Raw genomic sequence first — 22805 nt, 5'->3', positions numbered from 1 at the left:
CGCCGACGATCACGCTTGCCGCGAACGGTGAGCGCCGGCGAAGTCGACCTCGACAACCGCGCCGCGGCGGCCGGTGACCGACGGCGCGGCCGCTGACGCCGGCGTTGCTACAGCCTTCTGAGCCGGCCCTCGCTGGCCGACCATCAACTCGCCGATCACATCGACCGGCAGGATCAATCGGCGTGCGGCCAGAGCCTGCACAGATTTGGTGCCGTACACCGCTTCGACCCACCTGCTCATCAGGCGAGGACGCTCGGGAAGCCGATCGTCCCAGCCCGGTTCGGTGCGGCCCCAGGTGAACCCGGTATCAGGATTCACCCGCGTATACAACTGCTTGCGCAGCGTCTCGTAACGATGCTCGTCCATGGCGCCGGACTCGTAGAAGTGGCGCAGCAATGCGCCGAGCGAGATGCCCCACTTCATCTTCACCGGAAGGAGATTCACCAACGACGGTGCACTACGCAACGATGCCGACGCATGCGCGTACGGCGCCAGGAACTCCGAAGCGAATCGCGAGGCCTCTTGCTCGCGTTCGTCGGTCATCTCACCGGCATTGCGATGGAGCATCAGGTGCCCGAGCTCGTGTGCGAGCGTCCACCGCGTCCGTTCCCACGAGTCCAACTCCCGCGACGCGACCAGAGGCCGTTCCCGGAATTCTCCGATCCACACCGAGCACCCGAGATGCTTCTCCAGACGTCCGCGTGAATTGCCTTCCAGGCCTTGGGATCCGAATCGTTCACTCCGCATCATCACCGGGATCCCACTTCGTTCCATCAGATGAGTCAGGTCCGCAATCGGCGCATCCGGTCCGACATTGAGCATCTCCCTGGCCGCCGCGGCCGCAGCGACAGGATCCAACGTCGGTCTGGGCTCAATCAGTAAGGGCGGCAACTTCTGCGCAGCATGCAACTGGAGCAGGAAGTCACCTGACAACGCCATCACCTGCGCCATCCGATTTTTCTCGGCAGCGGTCATCGCCTTCGGCGCCCGGAACGACAGATCCGACGGCTCGACCCGCGACACCGGTGCGGTGGTGAAGAACTCCGCAGGAAACCGCAGAACCTCACTCAAATGATCGACGTCCTGGACGGCCAACTCGACGGTCTCCGCGCGCTCCATCCGCGTCAACCGCGCACCAGACCAGCCCATCTTCGCGAGTACTTCTTTGGCGGTCATCCGTCGGAGCAGTCTCGCTTGCCGGACCCTGAGTCCGTACACCTCACATGTGGTCATAACGTCCCCGATTCAAACACTCGCCGACTGACGGTAGCGACCGGGTCTGACAATTCCGCTAGGCCGGCGAAGGACCGTCGCCCTCCTGAGCCTTGCCCAGCAGGTCGCCGAAGTCGTCGTCGTTCTCGGCGACGACCTGACGAGGCTGCACTTGCCGCGGGAGTGGAGTCGACGCCAAAATCGCCACCGTCGACGATGAATCGATCCCGACCACCGCCGCCAGAAAAACCTCGGCCACCTGCACCGAGTCCGGCGTGAACGAGTAGAGCACGAACCATTCCACTGGGCCCGAGGGAATCTGCTGCTCCGGATCGGGAACAGGGAACGGAAGCACCCAGTCGGCCTCCGCCGGGCCGGAGTCCCGCTCGTCGGGAGTCACCGGAACCGGGCCGGTGCGCACGATTAGACGCTCGCCCTGCTCCGGGATGACCGACGCCGGCATCTTCCGGACCCGGATGCTGGTCCCTCGCTGGTCCTCGAGCAGTGCTGACATCCCCTGCCCGTAACGCATCGCGAACACGCCAGGCTTCGGCGGAGAATCTGGATTCCTGAAACCCACAGTGCGAAGCAACAGCATCCCGCGCACGTCCGTGCAGTGGATCATTCCGTGTAGGTCCGACACGGTCCCGCCGTGCTCGGTCACCACAGGTTCCCAGAGGTCGGCAACCGCCTGAACGGCGTCGGCCAGGTCGCGCCGCAACACCACGAACTCGCCGTTGAACTGCTCGACCAGCTGGTCGCACTTGGCCTGGAGTTGGCTGAGGTTCATGCATGAAGAATTTCATATCCGTTCCTACATATCAATAGGTTCACCGATGAAAGTTTTCGCATCTGAATACTCGGTTGATACCTAATAGTATACATGTAGATAACAATAAATGCAAAGGTCAAGGGCATATTTATAACTCATCTTGTCTTGCTACTACAGATAACGCGACCAGGTGATCTTCGGAATGGCCAGGACCGCGGGCGGTCGACGGTCGATGACCGAGATCGGGGTGGTGGAACGGGATCGAGCCGGGCTGGTCCGGGTGGTGCCCGCGTGGCGGGCCGGAACCGGTTTCACCGACCGCCGGGATGCTCTCGTGCGGCTCATCGGGAGTCGGTCGTGACCGTGATTCCGCTGCTCCTCGCGGCAGCGGCCGCCGTCTTGCTGTGGCCGGCGCCGCAGGCTCACCGCAGACTCGAGGAACTCTGCGGTCGTGCCGATCGGGGCTCGCGCCGGCGGACCGACCCCTGGCTGACGGTCTGGGCGCTGCCCGCGGGCGCGCTGATCGTGTTCGGCGTCGCACCCGGTGTCGCCGGGGCGCTGGTGGCCGGTGCGATTACCCGGCAGCGGAGGCAGACGCGACGGGACGCTGCGCGAGATCGCGACATGGGCGAGCTGATCGCCGCGCTCGGAGTGATGGGAGCCGAACTGTCGGTCGGTGCCCCTGTGGTCCAGGCGTGTCGCGCCGCAGCGTCCGACCTGCTGCAGTCCGGGTCGTCCGGACCGGTCGCGGACGAACTGGCCCGGATGGCGGCCCGGGCCGAACTCGGCGGCGATCCGGGACCACCCCCGTCCACCGCGTCGAACCCGGTCCGGCGTCTGGCGCAGGCATGGGCCATGTCGCTCGAGTTCGGGCTGCCCATCGGTGAGGTGCTCGCCGCGCTGCGGTCGGATCTCCTGTCGAGGCAGGACTTCGCCGCGCGGACCAGAGCCGGGCTCGCGGGGCCGCGCGCCACCGCGGCGGTTCTCGCAGGTCTGCCGATGCTCGGACTGGTACTCGGACAGGCGATGGGAGCCGACCCGGCTCGAGTGCTGCTGGGCACGGGGACGGGCGGTGTTCTGCTGGTGATCGGCACGCTGCTGGCGGTCGCCGGACTCGCATGGGCCGGGCGGATCACGAATAGGGCGGTGGCGCCGTGAGTGCGGCGCTGGTGCTTCTGGCGGCGGCATTGCTCGCGTGGCCACCGCCCGGGTGGGTGCTCGCCCGGGTCCGGGAGTCCGAGCAGACCGGTGCGGGGGACGAGGCCGGAGGATCGCCGGATCCCTTCGACATCGCAGCGGGCTACGACACGCTGGCGGTGTGCCTCCGGTCCGGACTGCCGCTGGCGACCGCGGCGGCGGTCGCGGCCCGGACGTCGCCGCCGGTGCTGGGCAGGTCGCTCACCAGAGCCGCGGAACTCCTGGCGCTCGGCTCCGATCCGGACCAGGCCTGGGCAGCTGCAGAGTCCGACAGCCCGGAGTTCGCGGAACTCGCGGCGCTGATCAGGAGGGCATCGCGAGCGGGTTCGGCGGTGGCCGACGTGGTTTCGGGATTCGCCGACGGCACACGGCGGCGTGCGGAGAACGCCGCTCTCGAAGCGGCCGAACGTGCGGGAGTCAAGATCAGCGGACCGCTGGGGCTGTGCTTCCTTCCCGCGTTCGTATGTCTGGGCATCGCGCCGGTGGTGATCGGCCTGGCGTCGGGACTCCTCGCGGGCGTGTGACGGAGGCGTGCGCCCGTGCCGGGCGTCCCGGGTCATTCAGACGGCAGAATTCGGTTCTGCCGCTCTTTCCTCTTCTCGCCCGGACGCGCACGCTTCGTACATGGATACACGTGCAGTCACCCGATGGATGGCCGTGGCGGCCGGAGCGGCGCTGCTGGCGGTCGGAGTCGCGTCTTGCGACAACGGCGACCGCGCCGTGCGGCAGAGCGCCCCGTCGACGGTCGTCACGGTCACGAAGTCGGTCGCGCCCGTGACCGACAGTGGGTCGCCCACGGTGACGGTCATGCCGACTGAGTCGACGGAGACGACCGAGGCGGCCACGGAGACCTCTCCCAGGTCGGATCTGTCGAGCTATTACGGGGAGTGGACCGGGCACGGACGGCAGATGACGCTGCAGCCGGATGGGACCGCATTGGTCACCCTGGCCTCCGGCGCCGCGAATGTGGAGAAGTGGACCGCCACGTGGGGAGCGCACGGCAACGGCATCGTCGTCACGCTGGACACCATGACCTGGCACACGGGCGAACCGCTCGGAAACCAGCCCGGCACGTCGTGGACCGCGGTCCTGGCGCCGTCGGCGGAGGACGGTGTCACGGTGCTCCACATGCCCGGGTTCGCCGACTGGTGCTCGACGAGATTCGGCCGGTCGGTGGTGTGCGGGGCGTGAGCGGCCGACGTCGGCCCGCGCGCAGTTCTTCGCCGACACGCCCTACCGCCGCCGTCGGAACCGATCCGGCCTTTCGCGCGTCTAAGTGATGCAGGGTTTCATCGACGAAGAAGGGGGACGTCATGACGATTCCGGGGGCCGCGCGGCAACGCTGGACGGAGATTCGGGAGTTAACGATCCGGCTCGCGGTCGAAGAGGAGGGCATGTCGACGGCGGAGTACGCGATCGGCACGATCGCGGCGGCGGCGTTCGGGGCGCTTCTGTACACGGTGGTCACCGGCGATTCGGTGCTCTCGGCACTGACCGGGATCATCGGCAAGGCGCTGAGCACGTCGGCGGGGTGAGCCGTGCGTGGCCGGACGGTCGCGCTGATCCGGCGGTGCGCCCGCGACGAGTCCGGGATGGTAACCGTGGAGGCGGCCTATGCACTCGCGGCGATAGCGGCGTTTCTGCTCATCGGCCTTGGAGCGGTGGCCGCGGTGTCGGCGCAGATCCGGTGCACCGATGCGGCACGCGAGGTGGCGCGGCTGACGGCCGCGGGAGACGAGTCGGCCCGCAGCGTGGGCGCGGAGGTGGCGCCCGCCGGTGCGGGAATCGCGGTGTCCGGTGAGAACGACCGGGTGGTGGTCGAGGTGTCGGCGGACGTCCCGCTGCTTCCTTTCGTCAGAGTCTCGGCGAAGGCGGTGGCCGCTCGCGAGCCGACCGGCGATGAGGCGGGCGGACCGGGGGACGGCGATGAGCGTTCGGCGGACGGAGGCTGACGAGGGATTCTCGACCGTCGCCGGAGCCGCGGTGATCGCGGGTTTGGGGTTCCTGCTGGTGGCGATGCTGTATTCCGGAGCAGCGGTGGTGGCGAGGCATCGGGCGCAGTCGGCGGCGGACCTGTCCGCACTGGCGGCCGCCGCGGTGCGGGTCAGTGGAGACGGGGAGGCGTGTGCGGCCGCGCGGCAGCTGATGTCGAGGCAGGAGGGGGGTCCGAGGATGACCGGTTGCGTGGTCGACGGCGACGACGTGCAGCTGTCCGTCGCGGTCAGGGTTCGGTTGGGTCGCTTCGGTATTCGTGAGGCACGTGCGGTCGCGCGGGCGGGGCCGGTCGAGTCGCCGTAGGGCCGCGGGTCGGCCCGGAGCTACGTGTGCAGACGGCCGATCAGGCGGAGCAGTTTGATCGCGTGCTCCTTGTCCAGCGGTTCGTTGCCGTTGCCGCACTTCGGGGACTGCACGCACGACGGGCAGCCGGTGTCGCAGCCGCATGAGGAGACGGCGGCCTCGGTGGCTGCGACCCACTCGGTGAACGCCTCGTACCCGCGATCGGCGAAGCCCGCCCCGCCGGGGAAACCGTCGTAGACGAACACGGTCGGCAAGCCGGTTCCCGGATGCAGCGCGGTGGAGAGTCCGCCGATGTCCCAGCGGTCGCACGTCGCGACGAGCCCCAGCATTCCGATGGCCGCGTGCTCGGCGGCATGCAGTGCGCCGGGGAACTTGTCGAGTGCGATGCCGGCGTCGATCATCGCCTCGGGCGTGAGGGTGTACATCACGGCGCGGGTCTCGAGTCGGTGCTCCGGCAGGTCGAGCGGAACCGAGTCGAGGATCTCGCCGCTGAGCGACTTGCGGAGGAAACCGACCACCTGACTGGTGACGACGACCGATGCGAGAGCGACGGTGAGGGGACCGAACTCGCGGCGGTCCACGGTCTCGAGGATCGACACGTCGCTGACCTGGCGAGCCGACGTCGTCCAATCGGGTTCCTCGGGGTGACTCAGTGCGAGGCCGTCGTCGAGATCGAGTTCGTCGACCACGAAGCTCTCGCCCTGGTGCAGGTACACCGCTCCCGGGTACACCGAAGTCATGGCGCGGGCGGTGTCGACGGTGCCGAGCAGACGGGAGGACGTGACATCGACGATCAGCACCTGTCCGCCGATGCCGCCGCGCAGGTCGATGTCGCCGTGCGGGTCGAGCCCGGGTGCCGCGTACCAGCCGGCCTTGCGTCGTTTGAGCTTGCCCTCGGCGGCGAGGTCGGCCACCACCTGCTCAGCGGAGAAGGCCGCGACTTCGGCCTCGGTGAGCGGGAACTCGGTCGCCGCGCACAGCATGTGCGGACCGAGGACGAACGGGTTGGTGGGGTCGGTGACGGTGGCCTCCACCGCGCGCTCCAGGAGTGCCTCGGGGTGGTGCACCAGATAGGTGTCGAGCGGATCGTCGCGGGCCACCATCACGACGATCGACCCCTCGCCCCGCCGACCGGCGCGTCCGGCCTGCTGCCAGAAGGAGGCGACCGTTCCGGGGTAGCCGGCCACCACCACGGCGTCGAGCCCGGAGATGTCGACGCCGAGTTCGAGGGCGTTGGTGGTCGCGACACCGAGCAATTCGCCTTCGGAGATGGCCCGTTCGAGCCGGCGCCGATCGTCGGCGAGGTATCCGGCGCGGTACGCGGCGACGCGGTCGACCAACTCCGGTGCCGTCTCGGCCAGGATCTGCCGGGCCCGCACCGCGGTCACCTCGACGCCTCGCCGGCTGCGTACGAAGCACAGGGTGCGTGCGCCTTCGATGACGAAGTCGGCGAGCAGTCGTGCCGCCTCCGATCCTGCGGAGCGGCGTACCGGAGCCTCGTTCTCCCCGGTGACCTCTTCGAGGAAACCCGGCTCCCACATGGCGACGGTCCGTTCACCGTGGGGCGAGGCGTCCTCGGTGACGGCGACGACGTCCTCGCCGATCAGCCGAGACAGGGCCTGCGCCGGGTTCGACACGGTCGCGCTGGCCCCGATCACGACGGGGTCGGCGCCGTACTTCCGCGCGATCCGCAGTGCCCGCTGCAGCACCAGCGCGGTGTGCGAGCCGAAGACGCCGCGGTAGTGGTGGCATTCGTCGACGACGATGTAGCGGAGCTTCGCGAAGAACGGCCGCCATCGGGGGTGGGTGGAGGTGATGCCGATCTGCAGCATGTCGGGATTGGTGAAGATCCACCGGGAATGCTGCCGCGCCCACTGACGCAGCTCCGAATCGGTGTCGCCGTCGTAAGCGCACGGCTGCAGGTGCGCGAACTCCGGCCGGCCGGCGATCAACTGCGCCACCGACCGGAGCTGGTCGGTCCCGAGAGCCTTGGTCGGGGACAGGTAGAGCGCCGTCGAGTCGGGGTCGTCGGCGAAGGTGGTGAGCACCGGGAGCTGGTAGGCGAGGGACTTTCCCGATGCGGTGCCGGTGCAGACACAGACGTGACGACCGCCGGCGGCGAGGCTCGCGGCCTCGGACTGGTGACGCCAGGGACGCTGCACTCCGCGTTCGACGAACGCCTCGCGCACCGCCGGGTGCACCCAGTCGGGCCAATCGGTGAACTCCGCGCCGCGGGGATCGATCACCGACATGTGCGTGAGTCCCGCGGTGCCCTCCGGCGTTCCCTCGAGGGTGCGGCCGAGAAGTTCGCTGCCGTAACCACGCTGCGACATGCCGTGTTCTCGCCTCACTGCCCTCAATTCGTCTTGCCCGAAGCACCCATGGTACGCAGGGACTTTGGCGCCTTCTCCGGCGTGTCGCCGAACGACCTGCCGAATGAGGGTGTCATTGGCGTGAGGAACGTGATTAGCTTAAGGCGGTCGCATGCTCCGATCTGATCGAAGTTCGTTGCGGCCGGTGTACTGCAGTTGGTTTCATCGCCCTACGGCGAGGCTTGTTGAAGTATGGCGGTCGGAACAGGCCCCCGTCGCGGCTCCGTTGCGATGGGTGATGCAATGCAATGTAAAGGAATGCAGTAAATGGCACAGGGAACTGTGAAGTGGTTCAACGCGGAGAAGGGCTTCGGCTTCATCGCGCCTGACGACGGCAACGCCGATGTTTTCGTGCACTACTCCGAGATTCAGGGCAACGGCTTCCGTACCCTGGAAGAGGACCAGCGCGTGGAGTTCGAGGTCGGTCAGGGCACCAAGGGCCCGCAGGCCACCGGCGTTCACGCCCTCTAGTCTTCTCTGAGCCCGCCAGGGTTCGACACAAGACTTCACCGGACTCCCGGACCGCTTCGGCGGCCGGGAGTCCGGTCTTTTCGTCCCGCGTCGGCCGGAGACCTCACTGTCACATTCGGGCCGTACCATGGTCGTGTGAGTCAGATGTCGCTGTTCTCTGCGGAGATCGAGGACCCGGCCATCGCGGACCTCGCCGGATTACTTGCGGCACAGGGTCAGTCGGTGCACACGAGTTGGGGTGCACGCGTCTCCGTGGTGGTCGGGGAGCAATGGCGCGCGGAGGAGATCTGCGCGGAGATCCGCGGCGCCGGTCTCGAAGCGGAGATCGTGACCTCCGAGGAGGGCCGCCCGATCGCACGGACCGAGGCCAATCCGCGGATCACCGCGCTGCACCGTGCATGGTCTGCCGGTGCAGTGAAGGCGGTTCCTGAGGGGTGGACGCCGACCCCGCACGCGCTGCGCCTGTGGACTCTCGCGTCCGGCCGCCCGGACGGCGCTCATTACCTGCTCGGCCTCGACCCGAGTGCCCCCGACACTCACGCGCCGCTGTCGACCGCGCTCATGCGGGTCGGCATCGCACCGACCCTCGTCGGAACGCGCGGGCCGCACCCGGCGCTGCGGATCTCCAGTCGCAAGCGGGTCACCCGGCTGCTCGAGACCGTCGGCATCGCACCGGACGGGGCTCCGGAAGGTGTGTGGCCTTCCCCATAGGCCGTGAGGTGCGGCGACCCCACCGGGTGTCGTCCGTTCGGACTACTCGACGTGTGTCATTCGGGACCAACGTCCCGACCCCACAATCCGAGGTGACGTGCAGAAGACGCGTTATATAAGGTACAACGGCATCGAGCAGCAATTCTCTGACTGAAGGGCACCCGTGGCCGCCTCCGACAACGCATCCTCAGCCGTCCGGCGTCTCGTCATCGTCGAGTCGCCGACCAAAGCCCGCAAAATCGCGGGCTACTTGGGCGGGAACTACGTCGTCGAATCGTCTCGCGGCCACATCCGCGATCTGCCGCGCGGTGCAGCCGACGTCCCCGCCAAGTACAAGGGCCAGCCCTGGGCTCGCCTCGGCGTGAACGTCGACGACAACTTCGAGCCGCTGTACGTGGTGTCCGCCGACAAGAAGTCGACTGTCTCCGAACTCAAGTCGCTGATGAAGGACGTCGACGAGCTCTACCTCGCGACGGACGGTGACCGCGAGGGGGAGGCGATCGCCTGGCATCTGCTCGAGACGCTCAAGCCGAAGATCCCGGTGAAGCGCATGGTGTTCCACGAGATCACCGAGTCGGCGATCCGCGCCGCCGCCGAGAATCCGCGTGAGCTCGACATCGACATGGTCGACGCGCAGGAGACCCGCCGCATCCTCGACCGGCTCTACGGCTACGAGGTGTCGCCGGTGCTGTGGAAGAAGGTCATGCCGAAGCTGTCGGCGGGCCGAGTGCAGTCGGTCGCCACCCGGATCATCGTCGAGCGCGAGCGTGAGCGCATGGCGTTCGTCTCCGCCGACTACTGGGACATCGCCGCCACCGTAGACGCCGGCGAGTCCTCGTCGCCGCGGACCTTCGCCTCCCGCCTGGTGAACATCGGCGACGACCGCGTCGCCACCGGGCGCGACTTCGGTGCCGACGGCCAGCTCAAGAAGGCCACCGGGGTCACGGTGCTCGATCAGGCGCGCGCGAGGGCCCTCGCGACCGCACTGGAGGGCGCGTCGCTCACGGTGACGTCGGTGGAGGAGAAGCCGTACACCCGCCGTCCCTACGCGCCGTTCATGACCTCGACGCTGCAGCAGGAGGCGGGCCGCAAGCTGCGGTTCTCGTCCGACCGCACGATGCGGATCGCGCAGCGGTTGTACGAGAACGGTTACATCACCTACATGCGTACCGACTCGACCACGCTGTCGGAGTCGGCCATCAACGCCGCCAGGTCGCAGGCCCGTCAGCTCTACGGCGACGATTACGTCCACCCGACGCCGCGTCAGTACACGCGCAAGGTCAAGAACGCGCAGGAGGCGCACGAGGCGATCCGCCCGGCGGGCGACTCGTTCCGCACCCCCGGCCAGGTGGCGTCGGCGCTCGACACCGATGAGTTCCGGCTCTACGAGCTGATCTGGCAGCGCACCGTCGCCTCGCAGATGGCCGACGCACGCGGTACCACCATGAGCCTGCGGCTGACCGGGCACGCGACCGCCGGTCCCAGCCCCAGCGGTGAACAGGTCACCTTCGCCTCGTCCGGCCGCACCATCACGTTCCCCGGCTTCCTGTCGGCCTACGTCGAGACTGTGGACGCGCTGGCCGGCGGCCAGGCCGACGACGCCGAGAACCGGCTGCCGAACCTCCGCGAAGGGCAGACGCTCACCGCCGCGTCGCTCACCGCCGACGGACACTCCACCAACCCGCCGGCCCGCTACACCGAGGCCTCGCTGGTCAAGGTGCTCGAAGAGCTGGGCATCGGCCGGCCGTCGACCTACGCGTCGATCATCGGCACCATCCAGGACCGCGGCTACGTGGTGAAGAAGGGCAGCGCGCTGGTTCCGTCATGGATCGCGTTCGCTGTGGTGGGGCTGCTGGAGGGTTACTTCAACAGCCTCGTCGACTACGACTTCACCGCGTCGCTGGAGGACGACCTGGACCAGATCGCGTCGGGGAACGCCGACCGCACCCGCTGGCTCAGCGAGTTCTATTTCGGCGCGGACGAGGCTCAGCACGACGACGACGGAGACGCGGCGGGCGCGATGGCCCGCGTCGGCGGACTCAAGAAGCTGGTCGGAGTGAACCTCGAAGGCATCGATGCCCGCGAGGTGAACTCGATCAAGCTGTTCGATGATTCGCAGGGCCGTCCGGTGTTCGTGCGGGTGGGCAGGTACGGCCCGTATCTGGAACGCAACGTCGCGGGACCGGACGCCGAGCCCGATCTGCAGCGCGCCAACCTGCCGTCGGACATGACGCCCGACGAACTGACGCTCGACGTCGCGGAGAAGCTGTTCGAGACTCCGCAGGAGGGCCGTGTGCTGGGCGTGGACCCGGCCACCGGACACCAGATCGTCGCGAAGGAGGGCCGATTCGGCCCTTACGTCACCGAGATCCTTCCGTCCGAGGACGACGAGGACGAGGACCCGGGGACGTCGGCGCCCGTCCCGACCATTCCGGCCGGGCCGACACCGCGCGGCGGCGCGGACGAGGTGGTCTCGCTCGACGACGTGCCGAGCGGCGGATCGGGCGGTGTCGCGACCGCGACGACCACGACGACGGCCAAGAAGACCGCGAAGAAGACGGCGAAGAAGGCTGCCAAGAAGGCCGGACCGAAGCCGCGCACCGGCTCGTTGTTCAAGGGCATGGACATCTCGACGATCACGCTCGACGACGCCCTGAAGCTTCTGTTGTTGCCGCGCGTGGTGGGAGTGGACCCGGAGAGCAAAGAGGAGATCACCGCCCAGAACGGCCGGTACGGTCCGTACCTCAAGAAGGGCACCGACTCGCGGTCGTTGACCAGCGAGGAGCAGCTGTTCACGGTCACGCTCGACGAGGCGCTGAAGATCTACTCCGAGCCGAAGCGCCGTGGTCGTGCGGCCGCAGCGCCGCCGTTGCGCGAACTCGGCAACGACTCGGTCAGCGAGAAGCCGATGGTGATCAAGGACGGCCGATTCGGTCCGTACGTCACCGACGGCGAGACCAACGCCAGCCTCCGCAAGGGCGACGAGGTGGCGACCATCACACCCGAGCGGGCGATGGAACTGCTCGCTGACCGCCGTGCCCGCGGTCCGGCCAAGAAGACCGCCAAGAAGACCACGGCCAAGAAGACCACGGCCAAGAAGACGACTGCGAAGAAGACGGCTGCGAAGAAGACGACTGCGGCGAAGAAGACCACAGCGAAGAAGACGGCTACGAAGAAGACGGCCGCCAAGAAGACGGCGCCGAAGACCGAGGACTGAGCGGGACCCGAGGCTGCCGGGGCCGGCGGATCGAGGCATTGCGACCCTTGGCCGGGACCGGTCGGCCGGGGGACACTGGACTGGTGGACTCCCGATCGACGCCTCCGGATCACAGTGCCCCCGACCGCGCTGCCCGACCTGCGACGATGCGGGTCTGGCGCGTGACCGACACCGGCCCGGTGTCGACGACGTCGCCGATCGAATGGACGCGGGAACCGGTCCCGACGCCCTCACCGGGCGAGCTGCTGATCCGCGTCGACGCGTGCGGCGTGTGCCGCACCGACCTCCACGTGGTGGAGGGCGATCTACCGGTGCACCGACCGCATGTCGTACCCGGTCACGAGGTCGTCGGCACCGTGGTGGAGATCGCGCCGGGCACGACCACCGAGTTCCGGGTGAACGATCGAGTCGGGGTCCCGTGGCTGCACAGCACGTGCGGTCGGTGCGTGTACTGCCGGCGCGGAGCAGAGAACCTGTGCCCCGACTCGACCTACACCGGATGGGACGCCGACGGCGGATACGCCGAGTTCGCGGTGGTGCCCGCCGCCTACGCGCTGCGCCTGCCGACGGGCTACAGCGTCGACGAGCTGGCGCCCCTGCTGTGCGCCGGGATCATCGGCTTCCGTGCCCTGCGCCGCGCCGAACTCCCGCCCGGCGGGCGACTCGGTCTGTACGGGTTCGGCGGCAGCGCACATCTCGTCGCGCAAGTCGCGATTCATCAGGGTGCCCGCGTTCACGTTCTCACTCAGGCTCCCCACGCGCGTCGACTGGCCGCCGATCTGGGAGCCGTCTCCGTCGGCGGCGCCTACGACAGCCCGACCGAACCGCTCGATGCGGCCATCATCTTCGCGCCGGTCGGCGAACTGATCCCCACGGCACTCGAGGCGCTCGACCGCGGCGGAATCCTGTGCCTCGCCGGGATCCATATGAGTGCGACCCCGCCGCTGGACTACCGCAGGCATCTCTTTCACGAGAAGGAGATCCGGAGTGTGGAGGCCAACACTCGCGACGACGCCGTCGCCTTCCTCCAGTTCGCCGACGACCACCGCCTGCAGGTGACGACGAGGCCGTACCGGCTCGACGAGGCGCTGCACGCGTTGCGTGACCTGAAGGCCGGCCGGTTCGCGGGGGCTGCGGTGCTGCATCCGGCCGTCGAACCGGAGCCGTGACGCCTACGGGACGACGAGCACCGGGCACCGCGCGTGATGGACCAGGTTCTGGCTCACCGATCCCATGAACGTGCCCGCCACCGACCCCATCCCGCGTGAGCCGACGATCAGGAGCCGGGCGGACGACGATGCGCCGACCAACCCTCGTGCCGCGGACGAGTCGCCGTACACGATGTCGACGTCCACCTCCGGGAACTGCTCGCACGCGGGAGCGATCCGACGCCGCAGCCGTGCGATCCCGTCCTGCTCCACCAGGCTCCAGTTGACGAGGTTGAGCGCGTATCCGGCGCCGATCATGGCGGCGGCCGGGAAGTAATAGGCGACGGTGAGCTCTTCACCGAGAGCCCGAGCCTGATGCAGAGCCACGGTCAGCGCGCGGTCGGCGTGAGGTGAACTGTCGTATCCGACCACCAGTCCGTCGCGATCACTGTCGGCGGGATCGTCCTCGCGCCATGCGAGGACCGGACACGACGACGATCGGATGACCCCCATCACCTGGCTGCCGAGCAGGACGTCGCGAATGGGACCGGACCGCGTCGACCCGATGACCACCATCGACGCCCCGGAGGAGTACTCGGCGACGTGGTCGGCGAGGGTGCCGCTGTAGACCTGGGTGGCGATGTCCAGGTCCGGTGCGACCTCGCGGGCAGCGGCCAGGGCTTCGGTGAGCACCTTGGTCCCGGCTGTGTTCGCCTCTCGGCGGAGTGCTGGGTCGACGCACATCGCGAACGGATCGTGGGCGGCGAACCACACATCGTCCGGAACGGCGTACACGAGCCGGATCGGAGACCGCGTGCGGGCACACCACTCCGCAGCCCATCGGGCGGCTCCGAGCGCGCGCCGGGACCCGTCCACTCCGACGATCACGGGTCGGTCGAGGGTGTAGCTCATCGACCCATCCTCGCGCGTCGAGTCCCATCGCCGACAGTGCCGAACAGGACCGGAGACCACGTGACCAAGGACTGCCACCCCGGGTGACCTCGGGCCCGCCCCGGAACTACTCCAGCGTGGACGTCGGCTCGGCGACGTCGATGTCGGGGCGGGCGAGGAGGGTCTCGATGCCGCGGCCGCGCAATTCGACGCCCTCGCCGATCCGCCAGTGCTCGGCCTCGCCCTCGCCGGCGAGGAAGACGGCGCGGGCGGAGCCGAGCACGCGGGTCGGCTCGTCCTTCGCCAGTTCGGTGAGGCGTGCCGCCTCGTTGACCGGATCGCCGATCACCGTGTACTCGAGCCGCTGCTCCGCGCCGATGTGGCCGGCCACCGCCTTGCCCGCGGAGACGCCGATACCCATGTCCACGTCGCCGAGCCGTCGCGCGAGCTCGACGCGCAGGTCGCGTGCGGCGGCCAGCGCCGAACCGGCGAAATCGTCCTGCTCGAGGGGCGCGCCGAAGATCGCCAGCGCGGCGTCGCCCTGGAACTTGTTGACGAATCCGCCGTGCCTGCCGACCACGTCGACGACCACCTTGAAGAATTCGTTGAGCAGTTCCACCACCTCGCGCGGCGGCCGGTTCACCGCCAAACGCGTCGACCCGACGATGTCGACGAACAGCACGCCGACGTAACGCTCCTCGCCGCCGAGTTCGGTGCCCGTCTCGATCGCCCGACGGGCGACGTCCTCGCCGACATAGCGTCCGAACAGGTTGCGCAGCTGCTGGCGTTCGCGGAGGTCGGAGACCATCTCGTTGAAGCCCGCCTGCAGCAGACCGAGGTCGTTGCCGTCGTAGATCTTCACCGCGACGTTGAGGTTGCCGGCGCGGACCTGATTCAGCGCGACGCGCAGTTGTTTCACCGGATCGGTGATGGACCGGACGAGGCGGGTGATCGCGAGCAGTCCGAACACCAGGGCGGCCGCGGCCATCCACAGGATGGGCCGCTGCAGGCCGACGGCGTCGGTGTCGATGACCGCCGTGCGCTGCAGGATGATGAGCGCGGCGATGATGGTCATCGGTACGGCCACCGACACCACCCAGAACACGGTGATCCGAGTGGCGATGCCGGGTGCGTTGGAGTTGTCCGGGTCGTTGGCCATCGCGGCCACGGTGATCGGCCGCAGCACCTTCTCCGCCTGCATGAAGCTCAGCACGCCCGTGACGAGGGCGCCGATCAGGCTGGCGATGATCACGACGACGAAGTCCTTCATCGACGTGCGCAGGTTGATGACCGCGAGGATCACTCCGCCGATGCCCCACAGGCCGAGGTTCACCGCGGTCAGCAGAGTCGGGAGGTTCAGCGCCCGTTTGCGTGCGGCGGCGTCGTCGAGTCTGGTCCGCCGACGGTGCCAGATCAGCACCGGCATGCTCAGCTGGATGGAGAGATACGCACCGACGATGATGGCGATGAACAGGTACAGCCCGAAGGCCACCTGATTCTGGGCGTTGAACTCGCTGATCGAGATCGAGTCGACGCGCGGCATGCCGAAACGCAGGAAGGCGAATGTGAACAGAGCGCCGATCAGGTTCGCGCGAAGCATGTCGAGTGCGAGGACCGGCCACGGTGTGTGTGCCAGCCAGCGCAGGGTGTGCGCTGCTCTGGACAACCACGACCGTCGTCTTACCATGTCATCCAAGGTAGCGGCATGCTTGCAATTGTTAAACAGCGTGCGGGATGCGTGTTGTCTGAACTGGGCTTTAGGCTGGCTGATGTGACAAATGTCTTTGACCGGATGATCGGGCAGCAAGCGCTGATCGGAGAGCTTCTGGCGGCCGCGACGTCGGCGCGGTCGGTGGCCGCTCGACTCGACGAAGCGGACGCCGGGGCGGTGTCGATGTTCGACGAGCGCCCGGGATCCGAGTCCGAGGCGGGTCCGCGCGAGTCGATGACCCACGCCTGGCTGTTCACCGGTCCTCCCGGCAGCGGCAGGTCGGTGGCCGCGACCTGCTTCGCGGCCGCGCTGCAGTGTCAGGCGGCCGACGAGGTGGGCTGCGGTGAATGCCGTGCGTGCACCACCGTGCTGGCCGGGACTCACGGCGACGTCCGGCACATCGTTCCCGAGGGGCTCACCATCTCGGTGGCGCAGATCCGCGACATCGTCCAACTCGCGGCCCGCCGCCCGACCACCGGTCGCTGGCAGATCGTGGTGGTCGAGGACGCCGATCGGCTCACCGAACAGGGCGCCAACGCGCTGCTGAAAGCCGTCGAGGAGCCGCCGGACCGCACCATCTTCCTGCTCTGCGCGCCCTCGGTGGCGCCGGAGGACATCGCGATCACGCTCCGGTCGCGGTGCCGGCATGTGGGACTGACCGCGCCCGCGGCCGCCGACATCGCCCGCGTCCTGGTGGACCGTGACGGGATCGACGCCGACCGCGCGTCCTGGGCGGCATCGGTGTCGGGCGGGCACGTCGGCCGGGCCCGCCGCCTCGCCGTCGACGGGTCGGCACGCGCACAGCGCGACCAAGCGCTCGGCCTGGCTCGGGCAGCCACCCGCGATTCCACCGCGTTCGCGGCGGCCGAGACGCTCGTCAAGACGGCGACCGAGGCCGCGAACCAGATCAGTGCCGAGCGCGACGCCGCCGAGACCGAGGAACTGATGACCGCCCTCGGTGCCGGCGGAACCGGCAAGGGCACCGCACGGCCGCCCCGCGGAACGGCCGGTGCGGTGAAGGAACTCGAGAAGCGGCAGAAATCGCGCCGCACCCGGACGATGCGGGACGTGCTCGACCGCGCGCTCGTCGACCTCGCGGCTCTGTTCCGCGACGGGCTCTCGCTGTCGATGGGAGCACAGGTGACACTGATGCACCCGGACAAGGCTCAGGACCTGACCGTCCCGATGGCGCGGCACGCGTCTCCCGAACAGCTTCTGCGGTGCCTTGAGGCGGTGCTGGAGTGCCGTGAGGCACTCGAGACGAATGTGAAGCCCAAGTTCGCCGTCGACGCCATGGTGGTGCGGATCGGCAGGCAGCTGGCACGCCGCTGAACGCCCGAAGGCGGGCTCCACCGGAGCCGGTTTCTCCGGACCGGAGAAATTCTTCAGTCCTTTGACCAGCAGGTTAGCCCGATTCTCGGATCCGGCGATTTCGTCCGTCACGCGCGGGCGCGTGAAATGGTTGCATGCTCACTTGGGAGAACTTGGAGGACCGGATCGGCCGGAACTGGGCCATCGTGTCCAGGCTCGTGCTGGCCACAGTCCTCTATTACGCGGTCTCCGTCCTGTACCACGGGACGGTCGGCTACGCCGGCGGCGAGGTGTTCACTCGTCCGCTGACGGGGACTGCGATCTTCGCGGGCATCATGTGCATCCCGGCCGCGGCCGGGTGGTACGTGTCGCGACGGTTCGCTACGGCGGGGGACGCCTAGCGATCAGTCGTCGCCGTCGGCGGCTTCCGACTCGTCGTGCTCGGCGAGAGGATCGTCGCCGCCGGCACCCTCCAGCACCGTCAGCTCATTGTCGATCGCCGCGGAGACAGCTTCGGCCTTCTCTTTGATCTTGTCGATGAAGTCGGGCATATGAGTCTCCTCGGACGGTGCGGAACCTGCCTCAACTATAGGTGCGCAGGGGAGAGGGACGAGGGTCAGCCGCCGGGGAGCAGCGGCCGGCCTGTCGGGGCTTACGTCCACGGCGCGCTATGAGAGGGGTTAGCGCGTCGGGGCGTGACGTCGAGGAGGCGTCGGAGAGACTGACGGTCGGCACACGACCGTCGGCGTGACGGCCGGTGTACCGCTCGCACTGTCGGGGATGCGAGCGGCACGCCGGCTGTCGCTGTTGAGCGAACGTCTGGTTCTTAAGCCGCTTTAGTTCTCAGGCCGGTTGGGTGAGCGTCCGGTTATTAGGCCGCTTTAGTTCTCAGGCCAGTTGAGCGAGCGGAGCGAGTCGAAACACAGCCAGCGGGAGTTTCGACTCGCTTCGCTCGCTCAACAAGCCTGGGTGGTGGCTGCTCGCTCAACGAGCCTGGGTGGTGGCTGCTCGCTCAAGAAGCCTGGGTGGCGACTGCTCGCTGAACAAGCCTGGGTGGTGGCTGCTCGCTCAACAAGCCTGGGTGACTGCCCGCTCAACGTCCGGTACCGGCCGGCAGAGGGCGCGGGTCACGCGGTGACGATGCTGCGCTTGGCCAGTCCCATCCAGAAGCCGTCGATCGGCTGCTCGGGTACGGCGTCGGCCCGGGTGGCGGCGCCGAGGGTGACGAACAGCGGCGCGAAGTGCTCGGTTCGCGGGTGCGCGTACGGCATACCGGGTGCGCGGTGCGCGAAGTCGAGGAGACCGTCGACGTCGCCGGCGGCGAAGCGTTCGCGTGTCCATTCATCGAAGTCGACCGACCACTGCGGGGGCGTCGCGCCGGGCGACGGATCGTCGAGGAAGGGCAAGCCGTGAGTGGTGAAACCGGATCCGATGATGAGCACGCCCTCGTCGCGCAGTTCGGTGAGCCGCTCGCCGAGACGCATGAGGCGCGCGGGATCGAGGGTCGGCATCGACATCTGCAGCACCGGGATGTCGGCGTCCGGGTACATGATCGTGAGCGGCACGTATGCGCCGTGGTCGAGCCGCCGCTCGGCGTCGCGATGCACCTGCTCGCCCAACGGCATCAGCCCGGCGACCCGATCAGCGAGATCGGGTGCGCCGGGCGATGGGTACGTCGTTCGGTAGTAGCGGTCCGGGAATCCCCAGAAGTCGTAGGTGAGGGGGACTCTCGAGTCCGTGGCTCCGATGGTCAGCGGTGCGGCCTCCCAATGAGCGGAGACCACCAGGATCTGCCGCGGTCGCGGAAGGTCGGCGGCGAGTCGTTCCAACTGGCCGACCCACCGTTCGTCGTCCACCAGGGGAGGAGCGCCGTGGCTGAGGAACAGCGCGGGCATGCGGTCGGCGGTCGGAGCGTTCATGGCTTCACAATCTCATCTGCGGTGTGACTGCGAATGGAACGTCGGCCGGCCGCCGGGTATTCCTCCTGCGTCAGCTGGCCGAGAGCAGGCTGAGGATGCTCGCGAAATCGGAGCTGCCGACGCCGGACTGCATCGCCAGGCTGCCGAAGTCCAGGACCGAGCCGATGCTGCCGATGCCGCTCGGGACGATCACCGGACGCACAGTGACGCCGATATTGCCCGGTTCCAGCGACTTGATGCCACCGCAGGTGCCGAGGAACAAGTACACGCCGTCGCCGACCTTGACGTCCGTGGAGTTGCTGTTGGGTCCGGGACTGATCAGGTTGTTGCTCGCGGCGGGACCGAACCGCAGTCCGGGGTTCAGCATGATCTTGACGATCGTCCCGTAGTCGCCGGCGTTAAAAGCGACGAAGGCCTGCAGCGCTTGAGTGCCGTCGAGCAGCGCGGAGGTGCAGCTGCTTTCGCCGAGGAGATGTTCGGTTACATTCGGATTGGTCAGTGTCAGCCGCACGTTCTTGCCATTGAACGAGCCCTGCTCCGATTTCAGGGTCGGACCCTGGTAGCGGTCGGCGGCGGCCGCCTCGCCGGGAGTCGCGACGGTCACACCGGCGACGGCCGTCAGCGCGACCGCGGCGGTGAGTACGAGAGTTCGGAGATTTCGGAGCATTCGGGGCACGTCCTGTCGGGTCCGGAACGGGGAGTTCGCCTGAAATATAGCCACCGAAGGCGCATTCGGCGTCATCGACGACGGTTCGTGGCACGGATCTGTACATGGCCGGAGAGTTTCGCGGAGCCGCCTGGCGTGTGAGACTGCAACTTCGTTGACAGTGACCTCGACGCGGTGAGCCGATGCCACGATCGGGCATGACAACCGAAGACAAACGACTCGCGAAGGACCCGCAGGGCTGGCGCGCCGGGCTCACGAGTTCCCCGTCATCGCCCCGGAACGACCCCGGCAGGGTTCACCGACCGAATCATCGCACTGCGCCGACAACTGACCGCCGAAGGCGAAGACGCCGGACCAGTGACCATCGGGTGGCACCGACAACCCGCGAACCCCCGGAAAAGCAATGAGTCGCGACATCGTGTGCAAACGATGTCGCGACTCATCACACGGAGCCGCCTGGGGTGTGTGAGACTGCGACATCGTTGACACGTCTCATCGGGGGTTTTCCGCGCACATCGTTGACACCTGCGGCGCGACATCGTTGACGTTTTGGCCGCGGACATCGTTGACACCTGCAGCGCGACATCGTTGACAGTGACCTCGACGGTGAGCCGATGCCACGATCGGGCATGACAACCGAAGACAAACGACTGGTGATCGTCCGCGCGGTCCGCGACCAACACCTCACACCGACACAGGCTGCCGCGCGTTACCGAGTGTCCCGGCAGTGGGTGTACGAACTCCTCAAGCGATACGACCGCGAAGGACCCGCAGGTCTGGTGCCGCGCTCACGAGCTCCCCGTCATCGCCCCGGAACGACCCCGGCAGTGATCACCGACCGAATCATCGCACTGCGCCGACAACTGACCGCCGAAGGCAAAGACGCCGGACCAGAGACCATCGGATGGCACCTGCACAGGGAAGGACTGCAGGTGCCTGCGGCCTCGACGATCCGCCGCATCCTGCACGCCGCGGGCCTGATCACCCCAGAACCCCGCAAACGGCCCCGCAGTTCCTACATCCGCTTCGAAGCCGACCTGCCCAACGAATGCTGGCAAGCCGACATCACTCACTGGTACCTCGCCCACGGAGACCGGGTAGAGATCCTCGACTTTCTCGATGATCACTCTCGATTCCTGCTCCACATCAGCACGCAGAACGCATACACCGGAACAGATGTCGTCACCGTCATGAACGCACTGATCAACCAGTACGGGGCACCGTCATCGACCCTGACCGACAACGGGATGGTGTTCACCACCCGACTCACCGCACGCAACGCCGGCCGTAACGGCTTCGAGAAACTCCTCGAAGCCCACCACATCACCCAGAAGAACGGCTCACCCGGACACCCGCAGACACAAGGCAAGATCGAACGCTTCCACCAAACCCTCAAACGGTGGCTCCGCGCCCGCCCCCGACCCACCACCATCGAGGACCTACAAGCACATCTCAACGACTTCCGCACCTGGTACAACACCGACCGTCCGCACCGTTCGCTAGGCCGCCGCACACCCTGCCAGGCCTACACCGCGCTGGCGAAGGCACACCCGCAGACCACCACCGAACCAGAGTGGCGTACCCGGACCGACCGGATCGACAACCACGGCAAAGTCAGCCTCCGCTACGCCGGCCGCCTACGACACCTCGGAATGGGCCGAGCCAACATCGGCCAGCCAGTACTCATGCTGATCCACGACCACGACGTCATCACCACCCACGCAGAGACCGGCACAATCATCGCCACCCACCACATCGACGACACCCGCGACTACCAGCCGCCAGACAAGAACACACCGACAACCCGCGAACCCCCGGAAAAGCAATGAGTCGCGACATCGTGTGTAAACGATGTCGCGACTCATCACACGGAGCCGCCTGGGGGAATCGAACCCCCGACCTATTCATTACGAGTGAATCGCTCTGCCGACTGAGCTAAGGCGGCGTGCCGTCTGACGACAGCGCTCATGATGGTACCGAGTCGTCAGCCTCGCAGGCAAAACGGGTGCTAGGAGACCGATTCCGCGATGCGTCGGGTCTCCGCTGCGATCACCGCGCGACAATCGTCCGGGTCCAGGACCACGCCGAAGACGTCCGCGAGCAGGACCGGGAGCTCCGCGGGTTCGACGTCGCGGACCTGTGAGAGGCCGTCCGGTTTCTCCGTGGTCCAGGTGACCCCGTCGAGGGTCTCGTGTGTGCGTTCGTCGAAGCGCTGAACGAAGGATCGGGTGACGAACGGTGACCGGGGTGAAGTGGAGACGAAGTGATTGCCGACGGCGTAATCGATCGGGAACTGCGGATCGAACGTGAACGCGTTGCGAGGGATCCACTCTTCGGCCCGCTGGGCGAGGACCCAGCGTGCGGTACCGAACAGGTCGCCGACCGGTGAAGAGGTGAGGCGGAAACCCCAGCCGTCCTGCTCCACCTCCGCGCCGTTCGCCAACGGGATCGGCTCGAGGGGGCCGCGGCCGAAGCCGACGTCACACAGGTATCGACTGCCGTCGTCGAACTCGACGGCGAGGAGCGCATGCGTCGCAGGCCGCGTCTCGGGGTCGCCGCCGAGAATCACCCGCCCGGACAGGGCTGTGAAGCGAAACCCGAGGCGTTCGAGTGCGGCGGCGAACAGCGCGACGTGCTCGAAGCAGTAACCGCCGCGCGATTGCTCGACCAGCTTGCGCTGGACGGCAGCGATGTCGAGCGGAATCGGTCGGCCGACGATGATCTCGAGGTTCTCGAACGGGATGGACGTGACGTGGGCGCGATGGAGCTCGCGCAGCGCGTCGAGCGTCGGTACGGGCGGTGCGGCCGCACCGATCCTGTCCAGATACGCCGTGAAGTCGAGGCCGTCGCTGCACCAGAGGGACATGCGTCCCAGTCTGCCGGTGCGGCGACGGCCTCGGCCAGTGGA

The 22805-nt window shown here is 67.7% G+C and carries 23 protein-coding genes and 1 tRNA gene; 14 read left to right on the top strand and 10 right to left on the bottom strand.

What is annotated here, in order from left to right; genetic code table 11:
- Positions 1-9: 9 nt before the first annotated feature.
- Together P5P27_RS17415 and P5P27_RS17410 are read right to left on the bottom strand one after the other, a co-directional pair.
- Positions 10-1233: an XRE family transcriptional regulator gene (locus P5P27_RS17415; RefSeq protein ID WP_006898139.1), complete on the bottom strand. Its 1224-nt coding sequence runs from the start codon at positions 1231-1233 to the stop codon at positions 10-12.
- A gap of 58 nt (positions 1234-1291) precedes the next feature.
- Positions 1292-2002, bottom strand: coding sequence for a hypothetical protein (locus P5P27_RS17410; RefSeq protein ID WP_006898138.1), 711 nt, complete (start codon positions 2000-2002; stop codon positions 1292-1294).
- Between the two features lie 184 nt (positions 2003-2186).
- Here P5P27_RS17410 and P5P27_RS17405 point away from each other — a divergent pair, with 184 nt between their 5' ends.
- The 7 genes from P5P27_RS17405 (at position 2187) to P5P27_RS17375 (ending at position 5479) form a co-directional block, all read left to right on the top strand.
- Positions 2187-2345, top strand: a complete 159-nt coding sequence (locus tag P5P27_RS17405; RefSeq protein ID WP_278125276.1) for a hypothetical protein — start codon at positions 2187-2189, stop codon at positions 2343-2345.
- Complete coding sequence (locus P5P27_RS17400) at positions 2342-3142, top strand: type II secretion system F family protein (RefSeq protein ID WP_006898136.1); 801 nt, start codon at positions 2342-2344, stop codon at positions 3140-3142. The genes P5P27_RS17405 and P5P27_RS17400 overlap by 4 nt, the downstream gene beginning before the upstream one ends.
- Positions 3139-3705: a type II secretion system F family protein gene (locus P5P27_RS17395; RefSeq protein WP_006898135.1), complete on the top strand. Its 567-nt coding sequence runs from the start codon at positions 3139-3141 to the stop codon at positions 3703-3705. Before P5P27_RS17400 ends, P5P27_RS17395 begins: the two co-directional genes overlap by 4 nt.
- Before the next feature lie 100 nt (positions 3706-3805).
- Positions 3806-4372 carry a hypothetical protein gene (locus P5P27_RS17390; protein WP_278125272.1) on the top strand — a complete coding sequence of 189 codons (567 nt, stop codon included), beginning with the start codon at positions 3806-3808 and terminating at the stop codon, positions 4370-4372.
- Positions 4373-4494: 122 nt separating this feature from the next.
- Complete coding sequence (locus P5P27_RS17385) at positions 4495-4716, top strand: DUF4244 domain-containing protein (RefSeq protein WP_278125271.1); 222 nt, start codon at positions 4495-4497, stop codon at positions 4714-4716.
- 57 nt (positions 4717-4773) lie between these two features.
- Entirely contained in the window at positions 4774-5133 is a 360-nt protein-coding gene (locus tag P5P27_RS17380) for a TadE family type IV pilus minor pilin (protein WP_278125269.1), read from the top strand.
- Positions 5108-5479, top strand: coding sequence for an Rv3654c family TadE-like protein (locus tag P5P27_RS17375; RefSeq protein ID WP_278125267.1), 372 nt, complete (start codon positions 5108-5110; stop codon positions 5477-5479). Before P5P27_RS17380 ends, P5P27_RS17375 begins: the two co-directional genes overlap by 26 nt.
- Before the next feature lie 20 nt (positions 5480-5499).
- Here the strand turns inward: P5P27_RS17375 and P5P27_RS17370 are convergent, their stop codons facing one another.
- On the bottom strand, positions 5500-7812 hold the full coding sequence (locus P5P27_RS17370; protein WP_278125265.1) for a DEAD/DEAH box helicase: 2313 nt from the start codon (positions 7810-7812) through the stop codon (positions 5500-5502).
- Positions 7813-8118: 306 nt separating this feature from the next.
- Here P5P27_RS17370 and P5P27_RS17365 point away from each other — a divergent pair, with 306 nt between their 5' ends.
- The 4 genes from P5P27_RS17365 to P5P27_RS17350 all read left to right on the top strand — a co-directional run bounded on the left by P5P27_RS17365 (position 8119) and on the right by P5P27_RS17350 (position 13419).
- On the top strand, positions 8119-8322 hold the full coding sequence (locus P5P27_RS17365; protein ID WP_006898129.1) for a cold-shock protein: 204 nt from the start codon (positions 8119-8121) through the stop codon (positions 8320-8322).
- A gap of 135 nt (positions 8323-8457) precedes the next feature.
- A complete protein-coding gene (locus P5P27_RS17360; protein WP_039868129.1) occupies positions 8458-9033 on the top strand; it encodes a hypothetical protein in 576 nt (191 codons plus the stop codon).
- A 163-nt stretch (positions 9034-9196) separates the two neighbouring features.
- Positions 9197-12250: a type I DNA topoisomerase gene (gene topA / locus P5P27_RS17355; RefSeq protein ID WP_278125262.1), complete on the top strand. Its 3054-nt coding sequence runs from the start codon at positions 9197-9199 to the stop codon at positions 12248-12250.
- Between the two features lie 146 nt (positions 12251-12396).
- Complete coding sequence (locus P5P27_RS17350) at positions 12397-13419, top strand: zinc-binding alcohol dehydrogenase family protein (protein WP_006898125.1); 1023 nt, start codon at positions 12397-12399, stop codon at positions 13417-13419.
- A 3-nt stretch (positions 13420-13422) separates the two neighbouring features.
- Here the strand turns inward: P5P27_RS17350 and P5P27_RS17345 are convergent, their stop codons facing one another.
- On the bottom strand, positions 13423-14310 hold the full coding sequence (locus P5P27_RS17345; protein WP_278125260.1) for a universal stress protein: 888 nt from the start codon (positions 14308-14310) through the stop codon (positions 13423-13425).
- Between the two features lie 106 nt (positions 14311-14416).
- The gene (locus P5P27_RS17340) at positions 14417-15976 is read right to left on the bottom strand and encodes an adenylate/guanylate cyclase domain-containing protein (RefSeq protein ID WP_039868127.1); all 1560 of its coding nucleotides are present in this window, start codon (positions 15974-15976) and stop codon (positions 14417-14419) included.
- Between the two features lie 84 nt (positions 15977-16060).
- On the opposite strand from P5P27_RS17340, the gene P5P27_RS17335 reads away from it, so the two are divergent.
- Together P5P27_RS17335 and P5P27_RS17330 are read left to right on the top strand one after the other, a co-directional pair.
- On the top strand, positions 16061-17332 hold the full coding sequence (locus P5P27_RS17335) for a DNA polymerase III subunit delta' (RefSeq protein ID WP_278125258.1): 1272 nt from the start codon (positions 16061-16063) through the stop codon (positions 17330-17332).
- A gap of 134 nt (positions 17333-17466) precedes the next feature.
- Positions 17467-17712 (top strand): hypothetical protein, encoded by a 246-nt coding sequence (locus P5P27_RS17330; RefSeq protein WP_006898121.1) that lies wholly within the window; start codon positions 17467-17469, stop codon positions 17710-17712.
- A gap of 3 nt (positions 17713-17715) precedes the next feature.
- On the opposite strand, the gene P5P27_RS17325 is transcribed toward P5P27_RS17330, so the two are convergent.
- The 3 genes from P5P27_RS17325 to P5P27_RS17315 form a co-directional block, all read right to left on the bottom strand.
- Entirely contained in the window at positions 17716-17862 is a 147-nt protein-coding gene (locus tag P5P27_RS17325; protein WP_278125256.1) for a hypothetical protein, read from the bottom strand.
- Between the two features lie 576 nt (positions 17863-18438).
- A complete protein-coding gene (locus P5P27_RS17320) occupies positions 18439-19230 on the bottom strand; it encodes a dioxygenase family protein (RefSeq protein ID WP_278125254.1) in 792 nt (263 codons plus the stop codon).
- Between the two features lie 70 nt (positions 19231-19300).
- Positions 19301-19897 (bottom strand): hypothetical protein, encoded by a 597-nt coding sequence (locus P5P27_RS17315; RefSeq protein ID WP_278125252.1) that lies wholly within the window; start codon positions 19895-19897, stop codon positions 19301-19303.
- 629 nt (positions 19898-20526) lie between these two features.
- On the opposite strand from P5P27_RS17315, the gene P5P27_RS17310 reads away from it, so the two are divergent.
- Positions 20527-21726, top strand: a complete 1200-nt coding sequence (locus P5P27_RS17310) for an IS481 family transposase (RefSeq protein WP_278125250.1) — start codon at positions 20527-20529, stop codon at positions 21724-21726.
- A 43-nt stretch (positions 21727-21769) separates the two neighbouring features.
- Here P5P27_RS17310 and P5P27_RS17305 read toward each other — a convergent pair.
- Both P5P27_RS17305 and P5P27_RS17300 read right to left on the bottom strand, forming a co-directional pair.
- Positions 21770-21842 (bottom strand) — tRNA-Thr (locus P5P27_RS17305).
- Between the two features lie 63 nt (positions 21843-21905).
- Positions 21906-22763 carry an arylamine N-acetyltransferase family protein gene (locus tag P5P27_RS17300; protein WP_278125248.1) on the bottom strand — a complete coding sequence of 286 codons (858 nt, stop codon included), beginning with the start codon at positions 22761-22763 and terminating at the stop codon, positions 21906-21908.
- Positions 22764-22805: the final 42 nt, after the last annotated feature.

It is taken from the genome of Gordonia sihwensis, assembly GCF_029632925.1.
Taxonomy (GTDB): domain Bacteria; phylum Actinomycetota; class Actinomycetes; order Mycobacteriales; family Mycobacteriaceae; genus Gordonia; species Gordonia sihwensis.
Note: the sequence above shows the minus strand (reverse complement) of the source record. Positions and strands in the feature narration are given on the sequence as shown.

Bases quoted from the DNA above. Each gene is read 5' to 3' on its own strand.
- P5P27_RS17415 (WP_006898139.1), bottom strand. From the start codon at position 1,233: ATGACCACATGTGAGGTGTACGGACTCAGGGTCCGGCAAGCGAGACTG.
- P5P27_RS17410 (WP_006898138.1), bottom strand. From the start codon at position 2,002: ATGAACCTCAGCCAACTCCAGGCCAAGTGCGACCAGCTGGTCGAGCAG.
- P5P27_RS17405 (WP_278125276.1), top strand. From the start codon at position 2,187: ATGGCCAGGACCGCGGGCGGTCGACGGTCGATGACCGAGATCGGGGTG.
- P5P27_RS17390 (WP_278125272.1), top strand. From the start codon at position 3,806: ATGGATACACGTGCAGTCACCCGATGGATGGCCGTGGCGGCCGGAGCG.
- P5P27_RS17385 (WP_278125271.1), top strand. From the start codon at position 4,495: ATGACGATTCCGGGGGCCGCGCGGCAACGCTGGACGGAGATTCGGGAG.
- P5P27_RS17380 (WP_278125269.1), top strand. From the start codon at position 4,774: ATGGTAACCGTGGAGGCGGCCTATGCACTCGCGGCGATAGCGGCGTTT.
- P5P27_RS17375 (WP_278125267.1), top strand. From the start codon at position 5,108: ATGAGCGTTCGGCGGACGGAGGCTGACGAGGGATTCTCGACCGTCGCC.
- P5P27_RS17370 (WP_278125265.1), bottom strand. From the start codon at position 7,812: ATGTCGCAGCGTGGTTACGGCAGCGAACTTCTCGGCCGCACCCTCGAG.
- P5P27_RS17365 (WP_006898129.1), top strand. From the start codon at position 8,119: ATGGCACAGGGAACTGTGAAGTGGTTCAACGCGGAGAAGGGCTTCGGC.
- P5P27_RS17350 (WP_006898125.1), top strand. From the start codon at position 12,397: ATGCGGGTCTGGCGCGTGACCGACACCGGCCCGGTGTCGACGACGTCG.
- P5P27_RS17345 (WP_278125260.1), bottom strand. From the start codon at position 14,310: ATGAGCTACACCCTCGACCGACCCGTGATCGTCGGAGTGGACGGGTCC.
- P5P27_RS17340 (WP_039868127.1), bottom strand. From the start codon at position 15,976: ATGGTAAGACGACGGTCGTGGTTGTCCAGAGCAGCGCACACCCTGCGC.
- P5P27_RS17330 (WP_006898121.1), top strand. From the start codon at position 17,467: ATGCTCACTTGGGAGAACTTGGAGGACCGGATCGGCCGGAACTGGGCC.
- P5P27_RS17325 (WP_278125256.1), bottom strand. From the start codon at position 17,862: ATGCCCGACTTCATCGACAAGATCAAAGAGAAGGCCGAAGCTGTCTCC.
- P5P27_RS17320 (WP_278125254.1), bottom strand. From the start codon at position 19,230: ATGAACGCTCCGACCGCCGACCGCATGCCCGCGCTGTTCCTCAGCCAC.
- P5P27_RS17315 (WP_278125252.1), bottom strand. From the start codon at position 19,897: ATGCTCCGAAATCTCCGAACTCTCGTACTCACCGCCGCGGTCGCGCTG.
- P5P27_RS17310 (WP_278125250.1), top strand. From the start codon at position 20,527: ATGACAACCGAAGACAAACGACTGGTGATCGTCCGCGCGGTCCGCGAC.
- P5P27_RS17300 (WP_278125248.1), bottom strand. From the start codon at position 22,763: ATGTCCCTCTGGTGCAGCGACGGCCTCGACTTCACGGCGTATCTGGAC.